This window comes from Mesorhizobium ventifaucium (genome assembly GCF_935822925.1).
In the GTDB taxonomy this organism is placed as follows: domain Bacteria; phylum Pseudomonadota; class Alphaproteobacteria; order Rhizobiales; family Rhizobiaceae; genus Mesorhizobium; species Mesorhizobium ventifaucium.
On record NZ_CAKXZS010000011.1, the window covers coordinates 1 to 18,077 of the forward strand.

19 protein-coding genes and 1 pseudogene are annotated in these 18,077 nt (G+C 63.4%); all 20 read left to right on the plus strand.

Annotated elements, in window-relative coordinates; all coding sequences use genetic code 11:
- The first annotated feature begins 332 nt into the window (after nt 1–332).
- The 20 genes and pseudogenes from NMG70_RS08280 to NMG70_RS08370 all read left to right on the plus strand — a co-directional run bounded on the left by NMG70_RS08280 (nt 333) and on the right by NMG70_RS08370 (nt 17,913).
- Complete coding sequence (locus NMG70_RS08280) at nt 333–509, plus strand: hypothetical protein (RefSeq protein ID WP_254024535.1); 177 nt, start codon at nt 333–335, stop codon at nt 507–509.
- A pseudogene (locus tag NMG70_RS33245) lies at nt 478–627 on the plus strand (winged helix-turn-helix domain-containing tetratricopeptide repeat protein); the annotation flags it as partial. The gene NMG70_RS08280 and the pseudogene NMG70_RS33245, both read left to right, overlap by 32 nt.
- Nucleotides 628–753: 126 nt before the next feature.
- On the plus strand, nt 754–1,338 hold the full coding sequence (locus NMG70_RS08285) for a hypothetical protein (RefSeq protein WP_254024055.1): 585 nt from the start codon (nt 754–756) through the stop codon (nt 1,336–1,338).
- A 149-nt stretch (nt 1,339–1,487) separates the two neighbouring features.
- Complete coding sequence (locus NMG70_RS08290; protein WP_254024056.1) at nt 1,488–1,706, plus strand: hypothetical protein; 219 nt, start codon at nt 1,488–1,490, stop codon at nt 1,704–1,706.
- Between the two features lie 743 nt (nt 1,707–2,449).
- On the plus strand, nt 2,450–3,463 hold the full coding sequence (tauA, locus tag NMG70_RS08295) for a taurine ABC transporter substrate-binding protein (RefSeq protein WP_254024057.1): 1,014 nt from the start codon (nt 2,450–2,452) through the stop codon (nt 3,461–3,463).
- 84 nt (nt 3,464–3,547) lie between these two features.
- A complete protein-coding gene (locus NMG70_RS08300) occupies nt 3,548–4,321 on the plus strand; it encodes a taurine ABC transporter ATP-binding protein (protein WP_254024058.1) in 774 nt (257 codons plus the stop codon).
- Nucleotides 4,318–5,223: an ABC transporter permease subunit gene (locus NMG70_RS08305; protein WP_254024059.1), complete on the plus strand. Its 906-nt coding sequence runs from the start codon at nt 4,318–4,320 to the stop codon at nt 5,221–5,223. The genes NMG70_RS08300 and NMG70_RS08305 overlap by 4 nt, the downstream gene beginning before the upstream one ends.
- A 152-nt stretch (nt 5,224–5,375) precedes the next feature.
- Nucleotides 5,376–5,531, plus strand: a complete 156-nt coding sequence (locus NMG70_RS08310; protein ID WP_254024060.1) for a hypothetical protein — start codon at nt 5,376–5,378, stop codon at nt 5,529–5,531.
- Between the two features lie 374 nt (nt 5,532–5,905).
- On the plus strand, nt 5,906–6,241 hold the full coding sequence (locus tag NMG70_RS08315; protein ID WP_254024061.1) for a BRA0787 family protein: 336 nt from the start codon (nt 5,906–5,908) through the stop codon (nt 6,239–6,241).
- Entirely contained in the window at nt 6,241–7,641 is a 1,401-nt protein-coding gene (locus tag NMG70_RS08320) for an FAD/NAD(P)-binding protein (protein WP_301555139.1), read from the plus strand. The genes NMG70_RS08315 and NMG70_RS08320 overlap by 1 nt, the downstream gene beginning before the upstream one ends.
- 262 nt (nt 7,642–7,903) lie before the next feature.
- The gene (locus tag NMG70_RS08325) at nt 7,904–8,854 is read left to right on the plus strand and encodes a sulfonate ABC transporter substrate-binding protein (protein WP_254024062.1); all 951 of its coding nucleotides are present in this window, start codon (nt 7,904–7,906) and stop codon (nt 8,852–8,854) included.
- Nucleotides 8,851–10,029 (plus strand): FMNH2-dependent alkanesulfonate monooxygenase, encoded by a 1,179-nt coding sequence (gene ssuD / locus NMG70_RS08330; protein ID WP_254024063.1) that lies wholly within the window; start codon nt 8,851–8,853, stop codon nt 10,027–10,029. The genes NMG70_RS08325 and ssuD overlap by 4 nt, the downstream gene beginning before the upstream one ends.
- Nucleotides 10,030–10,031: 2 nt before the next feature.
- Nucleotides 10,032–10,850 (plus strand): aliphatic sulfonate ABC transporter permease SsuC, encoded by an 819-nt coding sequence (gene ssuC / locus NMG70_RS08335; protein WP_254024064.1) that lies wholly within the window; start codon nt 10,032–10,034, stop codon nt 10,848–10,850.
- 74 nt (nt 10,851–10,924) lie between these two features.
- Nucleotides 10,925–11,677 carry an ATP-binding cassette domain-containing protein gene (locus tag NMG70_RS08340; protein ID WP_436798368.1) on the plus strand — a complete coding sequence of 251 codons (753 nt, stop codon included), beginning with the start codon at nt 10,925–10,927 and terminating at the stop codon, nt 11,675–11,677.
- Nucleotides 11,678–11,727: 50 nt separating this feature from the next.
- Nucleotides 11,728–13,530 (plus strand): vanadium-dependent haloperoxidase, encoded by a 1,803-nt coding sequence (locus NMG70_RS08345; RefSeq protein ID WP_254024065.1) that lies wholly within the window; start codon nt 11,728–11,730, stop codon nt 13,528–13,530.
- A 135-nt stretch (nt 13,531–13,665) separates the two neighbouring features.
- On the plus strand, nt 13,666–14,406 hold the full coding sequence (locus tag NMG70_RS08350; RefSeq protein WP_254024066.1) for a sulfurtransferase: 741 nt from the start codon (nt 13,666–13,668) through the stop codon (nt 14,404–14,406).
- Between the two features lie 5 nt (nt 14,407–14,411).
- Nucleotides 14,412–15,047 (plus strand): FMN reductase, encoded by a 636-nt coding sequence (msuE, locus tag NMG70_RS08355; RefSeq protein ID WP_254024494.1) that lies wholly within the window; start codon nt 14,412–14,414, stop codon nt 15,045–15,047.
- 195 nt (nt 15,048–15,242) lie between these two features.
- On the plus strand, nt 15,243–16,091 hold the full coding sequence (locus NMG70_RS08360; RefSeq protein ID WP_254024067.1) for a MetQ/NlpA family ABC transporter substrate-binding protein: 849 nt from the start codon (nt 15,243–15,245) through the stop codon (nt 16,089–16,091).
- A gap of 102 nt (nt 16,092–16,193) precedes the next feature.
- Nucleotides 16,194–17,276 carry a methionine ABC transporter ATP-binding protein gene (locus NMG70_RS08365; protein ID WP_301555140.1) on the plus strand — a complete coding sequence of 361 codons (1,083 nt, stop codon included), beginning with the start codon at nt 16,194–16,196 and terminating at the stop codon, nt 17,274–17,276.
- Entirely contained in the window at nt 17,257–17,913 is a 657-nt protein-coding gene (locus tag NMG70_RS08370) for a methionine ABC transporter permease (protein WP_254024068.1), read from the plus strand. The genes NMG70_RS08365 and NMG70_RS08370 overlap by 20 nt, the downstream gene beginning before the upstream one ends.
- The last annotated feature ends 164 nt before the right edge of the window (nt 17,914–18,077 follow it).

Here is an 18,077-nt window from a genome sequence, read left to right on the forward strand (position 1 = left end):
ACCCATCTCTCGGGAAGGGCACACCACTCCAGAACAAAACTGGGTACTGGGTCGGCTTTCCGACTCCAAGCAGAAACTCGCCCGTCCTCAGCTGAACTTGCGACAATGACCATTGCTGACGTTTGCGAGCCGCGAATGGATGTCTGCCCCAACAAGCGAAGCGGTAATTCCTAGACTCACTACCTGGTCGCTGCGCATTGTAATTCCGCCCGCGTCCGCCGTGCCGATTCACGAGTGGCTGAGCGAGATCGTCGCCCTTCGCGCATCGCCCCCTGACATTTCATTTTCACGCGACCTGTTCTATGATTTTGGGGGGACAGGGCCAATTACCGATGGACCGCAAGCTCTCAGCAATCCTCGCTGCCGATGTCGTGGGCTATTCCGCCCTGATGGAACGCGACGAGGCAGGCACGTTCGAACGGCTTGGTGCCGGACGCAAGGAACTGTTTGAGCCCGAAATTGCTCGCCACCACGGCCATATCTTCAAGCCCGGAGCAAGACTATTTTAGCGACGGGATTACCGCTGAGCTTGGCAAGTTCAAGGAGTTTCTGGTCATTGCGCGGAACTCCTCCTTCCAGTTCCGCGGCAAGGCGAATGACCTGGCCGAGGTGGCAAGGAGACTTGGCGCTGCAGGTCCACATTTCGGCGCTCCGAAAGCTGCTGTCTGCCGAGATGATCGTGACCGTGCATGGTCGCGGCTATAAATATGCTGGTCCCAAGCCCTTCGCGTCCAGTACGTCGTCGAAGGCAGCGTGCGGAAGATCGGCAACCGGGTGCGGATCGCCGTGCAGCTAATCGATGCGTCCTCAATGGCTCATATCTGGGGCGAACACTACGACCGGGAACTCGACGACATTTTCGCGATCCAGGACGAAATCACCCAGATGATTGCGGCGCGTCTGGCCCGGCAGGCCAGAACCGCGATTGCGTCGCGTGCCAGGGCCAGGCCGACCGACAACATGTCGGCCTATGACTTTTACCTGCGGGCGCTGCAACTGGCAGCCACCTATGACTATGACACGGTGCGCGAAGCTGAACCCTTTCTGCGCCAGGCGGTAAAGCTCGATCCGCGGTTTGCTGCTGCCCACGCCTTGCTCAGCTTTGTGGAGACCCTCAAATTCTTCTGGGTCTACTACAATACCGACCTTTTGCACTCCGGACTGAAGATCGCAAGAACTGCACTGCAGCTTGACCCCGACGAGGCCTATGGGCATCTCGCCACCGGTTTTGCTCACTTGTACCTGCGCCAATTCAGGCAAGCTGAAATCAGCCTTGACCGGGCGGTGCGCTCAATCCGAACGATCCGTTCATTCTTAGTATCCGTGCCCTTCATCTGAACTACACGGACAGGCCGTATGAGGCGCTTGTTGAAATAAACGAAGCCCAGCGCCGCGACCCATACGCTGTGGGATGGTATGGAGACTTTCGCGGCATCATCCTGACCACGGCTGGACGATCTCGCGAGGCAACGGCCTGCTACGCGAAAATGGTAACTGTACCACCGTGGTCGCTCGTTCGTCTTGCCGTCTGCCATTGCGAACTGGGCGAAATCAAGCAAGCGCAAGACGTCCTGGCAAAAGTCAAGGCACATTATGCCGGACTACGCCTTGACGAGATCGTTGATACGGAAGTGGACTTCTATGTGGATCCCGCCGTGTGCAGCCGCTATCGCGCGATCCTGCAGCGCGTTGACAGGCAAGAATAGGCTTTTCGCGGGCCACGGTCCGCCGTGAGCTATAGGCATCCATCGACTGTGAGAGCTTAAACGCAGCGACATCCGCTCTTGGCTCAAAGCGGCGGTGATTCAGAAATCAATAGGCGCAGCAATGACATAGCGGTGCCCAGTTTCATCCTCTCCGGCGCGCCATAATTTCAAGGAGGTAGCAGGCACCGCAGACTAGAGAGAGAAATTAGTCCGCGATTTAGTCTGCGGAAGCTCATTGCATCGTGGGGCGTCGCGCCCGAATGCGGAGCAGCAGCTTCCGATGAAAGTGCAACGATGGAATCCGCCGCCATCACCAGCAGAAACGACCGTTGCCACCGAGAACCGAAGCTCTGATTTCGGCTGTGGCGGTCAAGCCGACCAATCCGTCGAGGGCATTTCTCCTTCACAGCGGATTGCGTTGGCCTGAAGCTGCGTCGGCTGGCTGCACCACCGTCACTTCGATGTTCGACCGCTTCGGTATCGACTACTGCACCGACATCTTTTAGCCCTTAGCCTACGAAAGACGAGCCGGCCCACTTGTGCCGCGAGGCTAGGGGTCCGATCGCTCAAAATGGGAATCCCGATTCTTACGGCAGCACCAAACGAGGCGAATCGCACCGTCAGCACCATCGGATTTTCTCCGAATGCGCAAAAAGATGGAACGTTTAAGTCTACAAAATAAGTAGAATTAGAGGAAGGATGAATACGCAGGAAATTTTCGGTGACCAAGAAGGGAGCACCCCGTGCGTACATTTTCCAGACGACTTCTACTCATCTCCTCAACGACGGTCGCCGGGGCGCTGGCCTTCGGCTCCGCCATCGCAGAGGATCTCAAGCTCACCATCGGCTATCAGACGGTCGTGGAACCTTCCAAGGTGCCACAGGCCGACGGCCTCTATGAAAAGGCGCTCGGCGCAACCATCGACTGGCGCAAATTCGATTCTGGCGCCGATGTCGTCGCGGCGATCGCGTCGGGCGCTATCGACATCGGCTATGTCGGCTCGAGCCCGCTTGCCGCCGCCGCCAGCCGCGAGTTGCCGATCGAGACGATCTTCGTCGTTGGTCTGATCGGCGAATCCGAGGCGCTTGTCGCCCGCAACGGGTCGGGCATTATCAAGATCGCGGACCTCGCCGGCAAGAAGGTCGCCGTGCCGTTCGTATCCACCACGCACTATTCGCTCCTTGCGGCGCTGAAGCACGAAGGCGTCGATCCGAAGACTGTCGAGATCCTTAACCTCAGGCCGCCGGAGATCGCCGCCGCCTGGGAACGTGGCGATATCGACGCCGCCTATGTCTGGGATCCGGCGCTCGGCCAGATCCGCACCTCGGGCGAGATCATCGTCGATTCCGCCAAGGTTGCGGAATGGGGCGCGCCGACCTTCGACGCCTGGATCGTGCGCACCGATTTCGCTGAGCAGAATCCGGCCACCGTGACCGGCTTCGTCAAGGTAACCGGAGACGCCTATGCCGACTTCCTCAAGGTGCCGGACGCCTGGTCGACCTCGTCCGAGCAGGCGGCCAAGATCGCGAAGCTGACCGGCGCGAAGGTCGAAGACGTTCCGCTGCTGCTCAAGGGCTACGTGTTCCCGTCGCTCGCCGACCAGGCGTCCGACAAATTCCTCGGCGGCGCGACGGTCCAGGCCGTGACCGCGACGTCGGAATTCCTCAAGGAGCAGGGCAAGATCGACGCCGTGCTGCCGGACTACGGCAAATATGTTTCCGCGAAATACGTGTCCGAGGCAGCCGCCTCCAACTGACGCGCATCCTCCCAAGCGCGCTAGCGCCCGTCCCGTCGTTCATTCCTCTGGCGACGGGGCGGGCAAACCTTTGAGGGGCCGACCATGCCGACACTTTCGCTGAACCAAGTCACCATACGCTATGACGGCGAGCCGCGGCCGACAATCGGCAGCACCAGCCTGACGATCGACACGGGCGATTTCGTCGTGCTTACCGGCCGGTCCGGCTGCGGCAAGACCTCGCTACTTAACGTCGCCGCAGGATTTATCACCCCGTCGTCCGGCACGGCCGGCATCGACGGCCGGTCGATCACGACGCCGGGCGCAGACCGTGCCGTGGTCTTCCAGAACGATGCGCTGTTCCCCTGGCTGTCGGCCCGCGACAATGTTTCCTTCGCGCTGAGGATGCGCGGTATGCCGAAGGCCGAGCGCAACCGGCGCGCGGACGAACTGCTTGAGCGCGTTCGGCTCCCGAAAGCCGGTGGCAAGGCGGTATGGGAACTTTCCGGCGGCATGCGTCAGCGCGTGGGACTTGCCCGCGCGCTCGCCGCCGATCCGGACTTCCTCTTGATGGACGAGCCGCTCGGCGCCCTCGACGCGCTGACGCGCGAGCGCATGCAGACGCTGCTCCTCGACATATGGGCCGGCGCAAACGTCGGCGTGCTTATGGTGACGCACGGCATCGAGGAGGCGCTGCTGCTCGGCACGCGCGGGGCCGTCATGGCGCCGGATCCGGGCCGCATCGTGCGGGTCATCGAGACCGGCTTCGGCCGGCGCTATGTCGCTGGCGAGCCGGTCCGGTCGATCAAGGCGGACAAAGACTTTATCGCCGGCCGGGCGGAACTCGCCGACGCCATCTTCGACGGAGAGCCGGCATGAGCGCGCTGTTTCGCCCCATGGCGCGGCCAGATCTCGAACGCCTCGCCCCATTCGACACCGAGCTTTCCGACCACGACCGGCCGGACGCGCTGTCGGTACCATGGTCCAGGCCCGCTCCCGAGCCTACCCGCAGCAAACGCTGGTCGGCCCGCTGGATCAGCGTCGCGACCATCATTGTCGTGCTCGCAGCTTGGGCACTGACCGCGGCGCTCGGCATCGTCTCACCGGTCTTCCTTCCCTCGCCAGCAGCCGTCGCCGCGCGGTTCGTGTCGGTCACCACCGAGGGTTTCGTCGATTCGACGCTGCTCGAACATCTCGGCGTCAGCCTCGCCCGCGTCTTCGCTGCGCTGATAGCCTCCCTCATCGTAGGCGTGCCGGTCGGCATCGCGATCGGCATGAGCACAGTCGGCCGCGGCATCTTCGATCCGTTGCTCGAATTCCTGCGGCCGATCCCGCCGCTTGCCTATATGCCGCTGATTATCATCTGGTTCGGCATCGGCGAACCGTCGAAGGTTCTGGTGATCGCGATCGCTATGCTTGCGCCAATCGCACTCTCGGCTGCGGCCGGCGTCAAGGGCGTGAACCGCGAGCGTATCAACGCAGCCCGCTCGCTCGGCGCGACCAGGCGGCAAGTGCTCGCCCATGTTGTGCTGCCGAGCGCGCTGCCTTCGATCCTCACCGGCCTGCGCATCGCGCTCGGCGCCGGTTGGACGACGCTGGTCGCCGCCGAACTCATCGCCGCCACGCAAGGCCTCGGCTTCATGATCCAGTCGGCCGCCCAGTTCCTCGTCACCGACGTGGTGATCATGGGCATTTTCGTCATCGCGGGCGTCGCCTTTGTGCTCGAATTCGCCATCCGCAGGATCGAAGCCGTTCTGGTCCCCTGGGCCGGCAGGGACTGATCCCCAATAGCGTCACCCTGGGAGAACGGAAATCTAATCGCGTCGTTCGCTGCGCAAACCCATTCCGTAAATCGCGCGATAAAAGCAATCGACAACGTCTACTAATTTACTAGACTAATAGAGTCGGAGGAAACCCAGACAGGAAACTCAAGATGCATGACATCGCGCTGACGCTGCCTGCGGACCATGTCTCGAGCCGTCCGCGCGTGGGTGCAATGCCGCCTCTCGGCGCGGTGCGTTCGGCTTGCATCTATCTCGCGTTCGCGTTCTCCCCGGCGTTCACCTTCGCCGTCGTCGGCGTTATCTGATTTGTATCTGGCAAAGCCCGGGGGGGCGTAGTCGAACGGCTCCATGATGGAGCCTGAGGTGATGGAGGAGATTGCATGTCAGTCGAGTTCACCCACGTCCCGACCACCAGCTGCAGGCATCTGCCGCAATATCTTTCCTCGAATGGCCAAGAGGCTCGCAGCCAGCGCCTGATGCTCGAAGGCGCTTCAGGACCGTCGTCAAAGACGGCCCCGCCGGCATCCTGACCAACATGGACGTCGCCGCCGAGACCGCCCGGCATCGCCCCTTACCCACTGGTCGGGACTATCGGGGCAGGACTGTCGGGCGCTTCCGTCCGGCGCATGTGAATTTTTCAGTTGGCTTGCGTTCGTTTGGCAAATCACAGGAGGAGTTGATGACGCGCTTGCTTCCCGCACTGCACGAAGGCCACGCACCAGTCTACTTGCATCAGGCTTTTTCGGACGCCCTCGACGCCTTCGAAGACTGGGAACATGGCATGGGCGAGCCGCTGGTCGAATTCGAAGGTCTGTCGATCCCCATCAGCTCGGTGTTCGGGCGTATGCGAAGCTGTTCAGATCTGCTTCCGATTCGCATTCTGGAGGATGTCGCCGCGATTGTCCCCGAAAGGCTTCTTGCCTCTGGCGAAGAGCAATTGACCTATGCTGACGCCGCGCGCGTGTTGCGGGCACTTTGTGTCGAGCGTCTTCGCAATGCTGAGATCCCGCGGTGATGACGGTTGCCTATCGCGGAAAATGGAATTTGGCCGCCCCTACAGTACCGACCAGGTCGATTGCAATCATCGGCGGCGGTGCAAGCGGGGTGCTGATGGCGGCGCATCTCCTGCGAAGCGGCAACGCCGGCCTCGAGGTCACCATCGTAGAAAAGCGGGCATCGCTCGGGCGAGGTCTCGCCTATTCGACCGACCTCCCGGAGCACGTTCTCAACGTCCGGGCAGCCAACATGAGCGCCTTTGCCGATGATCCCGACCATTTCGCGCGCTGGCTGAAGGCACGCAGCTTCCCCATCGATGATCCGACCACGTATTTTGCTCCCCGTCGGCTCTATGGCGAATATCTTGGAGAGTTGTTGACCGAGCCTCGGCAGAAGGGTGGTCCGCGATTGCGGATCGTCGATGAGGAATGCGTCGAGATGTTTCAGCGCAGCGATTATATAGAGCTGCGCCTCGCGAACGGATGCAGCATCGTCGCGCAGCAATGCATCCTGGCCACCGGTCACGACCGTACAGCGAACCGCGGCGGGTCGCTCCTTGCACCCTCGAAAGGGCAGCAAGCCGCCTTGCCCGGACCGGCCGATCGCGTCCTGATCCTTGGTACCGGTCTCAGCATGGTCGATACCTGCCTCTCGCTGCTGCTTCGCGGACATATCGGGGAGATTGTCGCCATTTCACGCAGAGGCCTGCTCCCGGCGGTGCACAAAAAGACCAGCCCCATCGTAGTTCACGGAGCCGATATACCGCTCAACCAAGGTCTGCCGGAGTTCGTCCGATGGTTCCGGGACCTCGTTCGCTCGACCGAGGCGCGCGGCGGCGGCTGGCGTGACGTCGTGGACGGCCTGCGCCCATTCAATCAGGCGATCTGGCGGGCCTGGCCGGATGCTTCGAGACGACAGTTCTTTCGCCATCTAAAGGCGTGGTGGGACGTTCACCGGCATCGAATGGCGCCCGAGGCAGGCGAGCGGCTCTCCAAGGCGATCGCAAGCAGCCAGCTACGCGTAATTGCGGGACGAGTGCTCGACGTGACACCCGACGACGCCGGTTTCGCGGCAAGGATACGCAGTCGAAACAGCCAACTCGTCGAGGAAATTCGAGTTGCACACATCTACGAATGCGCGGGTGTCATTGCTGATCCTGGCAAGAGCGCGAATCCCTTGATCCGGTCGCTTCTGGCTGCCGGCGTGGCCCGAGCGGATCCGCTTCGAATCGGCCTCGACGTCGCCGCCGATGGCGCCCTGATCAGTCGAGACGGCGCTTGCAACGATCGTATTTACGCCGTGGGTCCACTCACCCGCGGCACTTTTCTGGAGATCGAGGCGGTCCCCGACATCCGTATCCAGTGCCAGCATCTCGCCAGTTTGTTGGTCAAACAGCCCGCCTCGATGCGGAGAGCCTGAGACGCGTCAGATAACACCGTCGAAGGGCGGCGCCGTTGTCTGTAGCAGGTCGGCGTTCGGCAACTCTCAGTCGTACGGGTAAACTATTCCCGATAACTTCTATCAGATTAGTAGAATTTCCTTTGAGGGCGTTCTCCGGGCCCGATACGCTCACCGAAATCGGGCAATCCGAATGCGCCGTTTTGATCGCGCGCAGCGTGAGGCATGCGTCGTGCCCGCCGGTTCAAAGCCCTGGCTGACATTGGAAGAGGAGTCCGATTTGATGAATGCCTTCCTACGATATCTCGCGCAGATCACGCTCGCCGGGAGCATCGCGCTGGGCGTCGCGACGATAGCCCATGCAGAGGACAAGATCGTCCGCATCGGTTTCCAGAAGTACGGCACACTCATTCTGCTGAAGACCAAGGGCCTGCTTGAGGAGAAGCTGAAGCCGCAAGGCTACACGGTCGAGTGGACCGAGTTTCCGGCGGGACCACAGCTGCTCGAAGCGCTAAACGTCGGCTCCATCGACTTCGGCACGACTGGTGAAGCGCCGCCGATCTTCGCGCAAGCCGCCGGAGCGCCACTGGTCTATGTCGGCTATGAGCCGCCGGCGCCCGAGGCCGAGGCGATCCTCGTTCCGCAAGACAGCCAGCTCAAGACCGTCGCCGACCTCAAAGGCAAAAAGGTCGCGCTGAACAAGGGCTCCAATGTGCACTACCTGCTGGTCAAGGCTCTCGAGAAGGCGGGGCTGGCCTATACGGACATCGAGGTCAACTTCCTGCCGCCGGCCGATGCCCGCGCCGCCTTCGAGAAGCAGGCTGTCGATGCCTGGGTGATATGGGAGCCGTTCCTGGCGGCCGCGGAGGCGGCAACTGGCGCACGGCAGCTGGCGAACGGCAGTGGCGTCGTGGACAACCACGAATTCTATCTCGCCTCCCGCGACTTCCTCGACGCCCACCCTGATGTGGTCGACACGATCGTCGCGTCGCTCGGCGAGGTCGACACGTGGATCAACGCCAACCGCGGCGACGTGGCAGAGCAGTTCTCTTCGGCACTTGGCATTCCGGCCGATGTGCTCGAAGTCGCCGTCGAACGGCGGAAGTACGGCGTCAAGCCGATCACACCGGAAGTCGTGGCCGCGCAGCAGAAGATCGCCGACGTTTTTCATCAACTTGGCCTGATCCCGGCCGCGATCCGGATCGCCGACGCAGTGAAGAAACCACAGTCATGAATGCGCCCGCCGACATCGCGCCTGACCGAGTGAATGTGCTCTGGTTCCTGCCGACTCATGGAGACGGCAGGTACCTCGGCACCGCGGTCGGCGGCCGCGCCACCGACCTCCGGTATCTGCGCCAGATCGCGCAGGCGGCGGACCAACTCGGCTACTATGGCGTGCTTTTGCCCACGGGAAAGAGCTGCGAGGATTCGTGGATTGTCGCGTCGGCGATGCTCACCTCCACCGAGCGGCTGAGGTTCCTCGTTGCGGTGAGGCCAGGGCTGCAGCCGCCGACGGTCGCTGCCCGCCTGACCGCGACGCTCGACCGTCTTTCGGCTGGACGCCTGCTGATCAACGTCGTCACCGGCGGCGACCCGGTCGAGAACAAGGGAGACGGCATCTTCCTCAGCCATGCCGACCGTTACGAGATCACCCGCGAGTTCATGCATGCCTACAAGGCGCTGCTCGCTGGCGAGACCGTGACGACAGCGGGGAAGCATATCCGTCTCGAGGGCGGACAGTTGCTGTTTCCGCCGGTGCAGGCACCGCACCCGCCGCTCTATTTCGGCGGCTCGTCCGACGAGGGAATCGAGGTCGCCGCGCAAACCGTCGACAAATACCTCACCTGGGGCGAGCCCCCCGCTCTGGTCGCCGAGAAGATCGCCAAGGTGACGGCCGCCACGCGCAAGCACGGCCGCAGACTCAGCTTCGGCATCCGCCTCCACGTCATCGTTCGCGAGACCTCCGATGAGGCCTGGGCAGCAGCAGACCGCCTTATCGCCCACCTCGACGATGAGACGATCGCCAAGGCGCAGTCCGTGTTCTCGCGGATGGACTCCGTCGGCCAGAGCCGGATGAGCGCGCTGCATGGGGGCCGCCGCGACAAGCTCGTCGTCAGCCCGAATCTCTGGGCAGGCGTCGGCCTGGTCAGAGGCGGCGCGGGCACCGCCCTCGTCGGCTCGCCCGAGGAGGTGGCGGCGCGCATGAACGAGTATCGCTCCATCGGGGTCGACACATTCATCCTGTCCGGCTACCCGCATCTCGAAGAGGCATACCGCTTCGCCGAGCTCGTCTTCCCACTGCTGCCGCTGGCGCACGCGCCGGAGAGGGCCGAGCTCTCTGTCAACACCGGTCCGTTCGGCGAGACGATCGCCAACGAGATCCGTCCGGCCGCAAGAAAGGCGTCCTGAGCATGGTCGGGCCATCGCACCTTCATGGCACCGGCGCAGCGGCGCTCAGGACGCTGGCGTCGTGGGCACTCCCGATCGTGCTGCTGATCGCGTGGGAGATCGCCTCGCGAAGCGGCGTACTGTCAACGCGTCTTCTGCCAGCGCCGAGCGCGGTAGCCGCCGCTTTCTGGGAGAGCCTGCGCAACGGCACGCTCCTCACCCATGCAACAATCTCGACCGAGCGCGCGCTGAAGGGCCTCTTCATCGGCGGTGGCATCGGCTTCGTGCTGGGAGTCCTCGCCGGGGTATCGCGGCCGGCCGAGATCGTGTTCGACTCGTCGATGCAGATGCTGCGAAATGTGCCGCATCTGGCCATCATCCCGCTTGTCATCCTCTGGTTCGGGATCGGTGAGGAAGCGAAGATCTTCCTCGTGGCGATCGGGACCGCGTTTCCGCTCTACCTCAACACCTTTCACGGCATACGCACCGTCGACCCGAAGCTGATCGAGATGGCGCGGGTCTATGGGCTCGGTCCCGTACCCCTGTTCTGGCGGGTGATCCTGCCGGGCGCCATGCCATCGATTCTTGTCGGCCTTCGTTTCTCGCTCGGCCTCATGTGGCTCACCCTGATCGTGGCCGAGACGATCTCGGCGTCCTCGGGCATCGGCTACATGACGATGAACGCGCGCGAATTCCTGCAGACCGACGTCGTCGTCCTCGGGATCATCGTGTACGCGCTGCTCGGCAAGCTTGCCGATTTCATCACACGGCTGCTCGAGGCGCGTGCTCTTGCCTGGCACCCCACCTATCGCCGCACCGTCACCAGGGGAGCGACGTCGTGAGAGAATCTGCGAGCGTGCTGCGGCTGCACAAGGATGCCTCGTTCCACGAAGCGGATGCGCTGGCCGAGAAAAACCTGCTTCGCGACGTGAGACCGCACGGTAAGGACGCGCCGTCACTGAACGGGCAGGACATACGACTTGATCGCTTGTCAAAATCCTTCGGAAACCGAAGCGTCCTGTCCGACCTCGATCTGGTCATTCCTGCCGGACAGCTGCTGGCGATTGTCGGCCGCTCCGGCTGTGGCAAGTCGACGCTCCTTCGCCTGATCGCGGGACTCGATCGTCCGACGAGCGGAACGATTGCTATCGGCGGGGCGGAGGTCCAGTCGCTGCAGCCGAACGTGCGCCTTCTCTTCCAGGACGCCCGGCTGCTGCCCTGGCATCGCGTACTGAGCAATGTCGGTATCGCGCGCACGAAGGGCTGGCAGGAGACTGCGGCGGCAGCCCTCGCCGATGTCGGGCTTGACGATCGGTCGAACGACTGGCCTGCCGTCCTGTCCGGCGGCCAAGCGCAACGCGTCGCTCTCGCCAGGGCTCTGGTGAGCCGGCCGGGCGTCCTGCTGCTCGATGAGCCGTTTGGCGCCCTCGATGCGCTGACGCGTATGGAGATGCACCGGCTCCTGGAGCGCATCTGGCGTGAGCATGGTTTCACGACCGTGCTCATCACCCACGACGTCGCCGAAGCGGTCGCACTCGCGGACCGGGTGCTCGTCATCCGCGACGGCGGGATAACGCTCGACTTGCCGGTCGATCTCCCTCGGCCACGACGCGAGGGGGCCGACACCGCGGCTGTGGCCCTACAGGCGCGAATTCTCGAAGAGGTATAGGCGCAGCCGTCGATCCGTGCGGCGCCTCGGCAGAAGAAGGAGATCGCAACATGCACAAGGATCGCGGATCAGAAGGCGAAAGTCAGACCGGGCGTGTGCCGCCGGCACAGCAGAGGCCAGACCTCCCCCACGGTGGGCGCCGCCGCTTTCTTGGCGCAGCCGGAGGCGTCGCGGCCATAGCCGTTGCGGGCTTGCCTCCCCTCGCGGTCGTCGGCGGCTCCACCCGGGCACATGCCGGTGAGGAGTCGTCGGGGGATGCCCATCTTGCGTTTCGCAAGCACGCCTATGCTGTGCGAAGCGCCGCAGCGGACGCGGATTTCGCGGTGGCGATTGCGCCGCATCCGGTCAACGGCGACGAGCAGAAATATGCGAACCTCATCGGCTCCGACACTCGCGGCCTGCCGCATGATGAACGCGGCGAGGTCGACCGCGCGGCCTTCGACGCAACGTTGAAGGCCTATGCCTCGGGCGATCCCGCCGACTTCGAAGCGATACCGCTGGGCGGCAAGCGCAAGCAGCTCAATCCGATCGGTTCCCTCGCCGTGAACCTCACGGGTTGCGTCGGCCCGCAGCTCACGATCCCGCCAGCCCCCACGCTCGATAGCGCGACGCGGGCGAGCGAAGCCGTCGAGCTCTACTGGCAGTCGCTCCTGCGAGACGTTCCGCTGTCCGAGCTGACGAACGACACCAAGAACAAGGACGTGCTCGCCGCCGTCGACGAACTCAACAAGCTCACCGCTTTCAGGGGTCCGCGCAAGGATAGTGGCATCACGCCGGAGACGCTGTTCCGCGGGACGGCGCTCTATGTCGACGCCGCCGATCCGTCCGGGCAAACCGGGCGCTATGTCACGCCGCCCGGCACGCTCACAGGTCCCTACATTTCGCAGTTCCTGCTCAAGGACGCCCCGTATGGCAGCCAGCTCATTCCAGCGCGCATCCGCACCGCCGCAGCCGGGACCGATTTCCACACCGGCTACGACGAGTGGCTCGCCATCCAGAACGGCATTCCGCCTGCGAAGCCGACCAGCTTCGACCCGACGGCGCGCTATATCGCGACCGGTCGCGACCTCGCCGAATACGTGCACAACAATCCGGCCGCCTTCTGGTCGGCAGCCCTACTGCTAGGCGTGGGACCCGACAAGGCCAATGCCGAGTTCGGCGGGTTCGGGATTCCGTTCGCCAAATCCAATCCGTACCTGAACTCTAAGACGCAGACTGGCGGGTACAGCACTTTCGGCCTGCCCTATGCGCAAAGCCTGCTGCCGGTTACCGCATCGCTCGCCATCCGCGTCGCCTACTGGCAGAAGTTCTATGTCCACCGCGCCTTGCGGCCGGAAGCCTATGGCGGGCTGATCCACCACCGCATCACCAACAAGGTGGACGCCTATCCCGTCCACGGCGACATCCTCAACTCGGCCGCTCTTACGCGGAGCGTCGGCAAGTTCGGCACCCACCTCCTGTCGCACGTCTATCCGGAGGGCGCGCCGATCCACTCGAGCTATCCCGGCGGGGCGGCTCAGATTGCCGCGTCCAACGTGACGATTCTCAAGGCGCTCTTCGATGAGGACGCCACCATTCCCAATCCCGTACAGCCCGACCCGAAGGACCCGACGAAGCTCATCCCCTACCAGGGCGAGCCGCTCACGGTCGGCGGCGAGCTCAACAAGCTCGCCTGGAACTACGGGATCGGCCGCGATTGGGCCGGCATCCATTGGCGTTCCGATTTCTCGGCGTCGCTGGCGCTCGGCGAAGCGCTCGCGATCAATGTTCTCCGCAACGAACGGCAAACCTATCGCGAGCGGTTCGAGAAATTCACATTCACTCGCTTCGATGGGACCAGGGCCGACGTATGATGTCCCGGCGCACAGCAAGTGCGGGAACGGCGGCAGCTGGGGCCGCCTCCCGCCATGAGTCGGAGACGCTCGCGCCACGCGATCCAGTGATCGAGCCCGACGAACTTTCGCTGCTCGCCGCCTTTCGCCTGCTTGATGCGCGACGCCGAGGCATTCCAGGCCGACCACGCGGCGAGCGCCGTCCGCGTGCCCGTCGAACTCTGGGAAAAAGCCGCGAAAGCAGGCGAGACCTCATTCGAGAACGTCCCTTACTGGGAGCGCGCAATTGTCGATCTCGGCGTCGGCGGAACCGTGCCCGCGGTCGTCTATGACGACGGGCGCATGACGGAAGCCGCGCGCGTGTGGTTCATCCTGCAATATTTCGGAGCCGAGGCGTTCATCGTGAACGGCGGATGGCCTGCGATCCGCGGACACAGGGAGCTGCTGGTCAAGGCAAGCGAGGCACCGGGATTGACGGCGTTTCGAGTTCGACCCGGTGCCGGGTTCGTTGGTCTGGTCGATCGTGACACGCTGAAGGGAGAGCTCGCCGGCATCCAGCTCCTCGACGCCCGCACCGCGGCGGAGTTCGCCGGTACCGATCTTCGGCGCAACGCTCGCGGCGGCCATCTGCCGGGAGCGAGCCTGCTTCCTCACGCAAGCCTGCTCGAGGACGGCCGCCTGAAGCCGACTGCCGAGCTTCGAAGCCTGCTATCCGACGCTGGATTTCGCTCCGGGAAACACGTGGTCACGCACTGCGACGGTGGTGGTCGCGCTGCGTTGGCCGCGATCGCCGCTCTTCGCGCGGGCTATGACGACGTCCGCACCTACTACCTCAGCTTCGCCGACTGGGCGAAGGACGAAAGCTGTCCGATCGTGCAGGACCAGCAGACCAAGTGACCGCCATGACAAACGCCACCGTCGTCGGTTTCTCCGGCAACCTTGCGCGGCCGTCGAAGACGCGCGGTTTCGTCGAGCATTTCGTCAACGAGATTGCCGGTCGTCACGGCCTCGCGGCGGCCACTTTCGACCTCGATGACGTCGGTCCCACGCTCGGCGCGGCCCGTTGGACGCGTGATCTCGATGACACGGGTCGCAAGGTGCTCGATGCGGTAGTCGGAGCCGAGGTGCTCGTCGTCGGTTCGCCGACCTACAAGGGCAGCTACACCGGCCTGTTCAAGCACTTCTTCGATCTGATCGATCCCACCGCGCTGCGTGGCAAGCCCGTGTTGCTGACAGCGACAGGCGGCGGCGAGCGCCATGCTCTGATGGTCGAGCATCAACTGCGGCCTCTCTTTGCCTTCTTCGAAGCTCTGGTCTTGCCGACCGCCATCTACGCGACGGACAAGGATTTCCTGGACGGCGTCCTTGCGTCCGAAGCCATCCGCAAACGTGGCGAGCAATCAATCGAGGAGGCCGGGCTGGCGCTCGCCTCGCGTCGGCACGCCGCAGCAGAGGATTTCGCCCCGTCGCCCGAACTGGACGACCAACCACGATCGCTGATCGACCGCTACTGGCTCGAGGGGATCCCTCGCCTCTAGTGTAGCGGCTCCAGCAGTTTTCAGATCGTCTCTACCCCAACACCAGAAAACTTTGAGATCATTTTCCAGGCGTCGCGTTGATCGCGCAATACGATGCTTTGTCGGAAAGCGAGCGCCGTAGGCAATATGCGTCCGTGGCAGGGTGAGATTCTTCTGACAACCCTTCCTCACCTGACCCATTCCAAGGAAATCATCATGACTGAACTTCCAAAGGCTCCCACTCTTCTTTCCAGATTGATCACCCGGCGCACGGGCCTCGCCGCACTTTTTGCCTCGGCCGTCACGTTCGCTGCCCTCGCCGGACCCCAACCGGCTGTTGCGGAGGACAAGGTCATCAAAGTCGGCATCATCTCCGGCGAGGACGAGGACGTCTGGCGTGTCGTCACGCAGGAGGCAGACAAGCGCGGCCTGAGGATCGAGACTGTCGTGTTCAACGACTACACACAGCCCAACGAGGCGCTGGAACGCGGCGAGATCGACGCAAACGCCTTCCAGCACAAGCCCTATCTCGACAACCAGATCGCCACGCAGGGCTATCACATCGTGCCGGTCGGCTATACGGGCGTCTGGCCGATTGGCCTCTATTCGAAGAAGCATGCCAAGGTCGCCGACTTGCCGGACGGGGCGATCATCGGCGTGCCGAACGATCCGTCCAACGAGGGCCGCGCTCTGCGGGTACTTGAGAACGAGAAGTTCATCAAGCTGAAGGAGGGCACCGGCATTCTCGCCACCACGGCAGACATCGTCGAGAACCCGAAGAACATCGCGATCAAGGAACTCGATGCCGGAATCGTCGGCCGTTCGATCGACGACCTGGATGCCGCCGTCGTCAACACCGACTGGGCGCTGAAGAGCGGGCTCACGCCCGAGAACCGCATCGCCCAGGAGCCGATCGTCGACAACCCTTACCGCAACTTCATCGCCGTGAAGGCCGGGACGGAGAACGAGCCCTGGGTGAAGACACTGGTCGAATCTTACCAGAACCAGACCGTGAAGGCCGAGTTCGATCGCGTCTACAAGGGCACCGGCCTCAGCGCCTATTGAGCGGACAGATTGGCATTCCCGAATGACGGGCGGCCCCGCATCGACGGCGGGCCGCCGCGTCATATCTGAAGGGAGGCGCCGGGAAGATCGGAAGGGAGCATCGTGAACCAGCATTTCTCCGCAACTGTGCAACAGGTCGCCGATGTACGGACGCCGGTGGATGTCGTCAGGCTGACCGACGTCAGGCGCCGGTTCGGCACGACGGCCGCCCTCGACGGCGTGTCGCTCAGCGTGCGCAAGGGCGAGATCCTCGGCATTATCGGACGCAGCGGCGCTGGAAAATCGACGCTGATCCGCTGCCTCAACGGGCTGGAGCGACCCGACTCCGGCGAGATCTTCATCGAAGGCCGCGACATTGCGCAGCTCCGCGAACGCGAACTGCAGCCTCTTCGCCGCCGCATCGGCATGATCTTCCAGCACTTCAACCTGCTCTCGGCAAAAACCGTCGAGGACAATGTCGCCCTGCCGTTGAAGATCGAGGGGCGGCCGAAGGCGGATCGGCTTAGCCGCGCCGCCGAGCTTCTCGAGCTGGTCGGACTGTCGGAGAAAGCCAAGGCGTATCCGGCATCGCTTTCGGGAGGGCAGAAGCAGCGCGTCGGCATCGCGAGGGCGCTCGCGGCGCGTCCAGCGCTGCTGCTTTCGGACGAGGCGACATCGGCGCTCGATCCGGAGACCACCCGCTCGATCCTGGCGCTGCTCAAGGACATCAACCGGCGGCTCGGGCTGACGATCCTGCTCATTACCCACGAGATGGAGGTGATCCGTTCGATCGCCGACCGGGTCGCCGTGATCGACGCGGGGCGCATCGTCGAAGCAGGCCCGGTGTGGTCGGTATTTGCCGATCCGAAATCGCCGATCACGCAGAGCCTTCTCGGCGGCATCCGCCCGCAGCTTCCGGGCGAGATCGCGGCCAGACTCTCCACCTCGGCCGGGAAGGAGGCAATCCTCCGGATCGACGTTGCGGGAGAGGCTGCGCGCCGCCCCCTTCTTTCCGATCTCGCCGCAAGCATCCCTGGCCCGTTCCGCCTCATCCATGGTGGCATCGACCATATCCAGCGGCAGCCGGTGGGAACCCTGTTTCTCGGCGTCCCAACCGGTGCGGACCATGTGGCGCGCGTGATCGATTTTCTGGCGGGCCGCGGCGCCCGCGTGGAGGTGCTTGGCTATGTCGCCGGTAATGATTGAACTGCTTTTCCGCTCGCTCTGGGAAACGGTGCTAATGACGGCCGCCTCCGGCTTCGTCTCGCTGGTGGCCGGCCTGCCGCTCGGCCTGGCGCTCGTCGCCACCGATCGTGGTGGCATCGCTGAACAACTTTGGCTGAATCGCGTCTTGGGCGCCGTGATCAACGGTTTCCGGTCAGTTCCCTTCATTATCCTGTTGGTTGCGCTGATCCCGGTGACGCGGCTGATCGTCGGCACCTTTATCGGCACATGGGCGGCGATCGTGCCGCTGTCGATTGCCGCAACACCCTACTACGCCCGCATCGCGGAAGTGTCGCTGCGTGAAGTGGATCACGGGTTGATAGAGGCGGCACGCGCCATGGGCGGCAACCGCTGGACGATCGTCCGTGAAGTCCTCGTGCCCGAGGCGCTGCCCGGCATCGTCGCCGGCTTCACCGTGACGCTGGTCACGCTGGTGGGTGCTTCGGCGATGGCCGGCGCGATCGGCGCTGGTGGGCTCGGCGATCTCGCCATCCGCTACGGATACCAGCGCTTCGAGACCACCATCATGGTCGCGGTGGTCATCGTGCTGATCATCCTCGTTAGCGGCATCCAGTGGATTGGCGACCGGCTAGTTGCCCGTCTCGATCGCCGGACATGATCCGGTTCGCTATTCGAACACCGATTCCTGGGGCGCACCCTGCAACGTCCGCCTTTGATGAAAAACGAAGTCAGTTGTTCGACCGAAATGAGGTCGTCCGCAGAACGACGGCTTTCCGCTGAGATCGCATAAATTGCGGACTGTCTCCTCACGCCCCGATGCTG

Excerpts from the sequence above, each read along its gene's own strand:
- NMG70_RS08280 (WP_254024535.1), top strand. The coding sequence starts at position 333 with ATGGACCGCAAGCTCTCAGCAATCCTCGCTGCCGATGTCGTGGGCTAT.
- NMG70_RS08290 (WP_254024056.1), top strand. The coding sequence starts at position 1,488 with ATGGTAACTGTACCACCGTGGTCGCTCGTTCGTCTTGCCGTCTGCCAT.
- NMG70_RS08300 (WP_254024058.1), top strand. The coding sequence starts at position 3,548 with ATGCCGACACTTTCGCTGAACCAAGTCACCATACGCTATGACGGCGAG.
- NMG70_RS08305 (WP_254024059.1), top strand. The coding sequence starts at position 4,318 with ATGAGCGCGCTGTTTCGCCCCATGGCGCGGCCAGATCTCGAACGCCTC.
- NMG70_RS08310 (WP_254024060.1), top strand. The coding sequence starts at position 5,376 with ATGCATGACATCGCGCTGACGCTGCCTGCGGACCATGTCTCGAGCCGT.
- NMG70_RS08315 (WP_254024061.1), top strand. The coding sequence starts at position 5,906 with ATGACGCGCTTGCTTCCCGCACTGCACGAAGGCCACGCACCAGTCTAC.
- NMG70_RS08320 (WP_301555139.1), top strand. The coding sequence starts at position 6,241 with ATGACGGTTGCCTATCGCGGAAAATGGAATTTGGCCGCCCCTACAGTA.
- NMG70_RS08325 (WP_254024062.1), top strand. The coding sequence starts at position 7,904 with ATGAATGCCTTCCTACGATATCTCGCGCAGATCACGCTCGCCGGGAGC.
- ssuD (WP_254024063.1), top strand. The coding sequence starts at position 8,851 with ATGAATGCGCCCGCCGACATCGCGCCTGACCGAGTGAATGTGCTCTGG.
- ssuC (WP_254024064.1), top strand. The coding sequence starts at position 10,032 with ATGGTCGGGCCATCGCACCTTCATGGCACCGGCGCAGCGGCGCTCAGG.
- NMG70_RS08345 (WP_254024065.1), top strand. The coding sequence starts at position 11,728 with ATGCACAAGGATCGCGGATCAGAAGGCGAAAGTCAGACCGGGCGTGTG.
- NMG70_RS08350 (WP_254024066.1), top strand. The coding sequence starts at position 13,666 with ATGCGCGACGCCGAGGCATTCCAGGCCGACCACGCGGCGAGCGCCGTC.
- msuE (WP_254024494.1), top strand. The coding sequence starts at position 14,412 with ATGACAAACGCCACCGTCGTCGGTTTCTCCGGCAACCTTGCGCGGCCG.
- NMG70_RS08360 (WP_254024067.1), top strand. The coding sequence starts at position 15,243 with ATGACTGAACTTCCAAAGGCTCCCACTCTTCTTTCCAGATTGATCACC.
- NMG70_RS08370 (WP_254024068.1), top strand. The coding sequence starts at position 17,257 with ATGTCGCCGGTAATGATTGAACTGCTTTTCCGCTCGCTCTGGGAAACG.